This window comes from Flavobacterium xizangense, from assembly GCF_054075145.1.
Genome location: NZ_JBSIPG010000034.1, coordinates 1 through 450 on the forward strand (window position 1 = coordinate 1; position 450 = coordinate 450).

The 450-nt window shown below is 33.6% G+C and carries 1 protein-coding gene; it reads right to left on the reverse strand.

The features are described 5' to 3' along the window. The coding region (locus ACWA1B_RS22385; protein WP_456910795.1) for a DUF5916 domain-containing protein at positions 1 to 450 on the reverse strand (450 nt) is incomplete at both ends.

Below are 450 nucleotides of genomic sequence, written 5' to 3' on the forward strand. Positions count from 1 at the left end.
TAGAAATGCTTCCCCAAAAATCTATTTTTCGCGGTATAATTACATAACGGTTTGCCGCTCTTGGTTCATAATAATCGTGAGATTCTAATGGAGAAGCAGTAAAACCAGCGCCATAATAATTATTTCTGATGGTACTAAGATTTACTTCAGCTGCGATTTTATTGTCCTGGACTTTTCCTGATTCGTTATTAAACTCAGCATACATTTCATAGTCAATTCTAAAGCTATTGAAACGCTTAGTCGGATTTAAGATGCGGTAATTTGCGTTCCCGTAAATATTATAGTAGTTCGTATAAAAATTAATTCCCAAATCATTTGGATCAAAATCTTTAGACACAAAATCGGTTCCTACGCTGTATCTATATTTCCCACTTGTTTCTGCCAAACTTACTGTCGAAAAAACGCCATTTTTGTCTTTAGTATCATTTATTGAACTGTATTTTACATTTC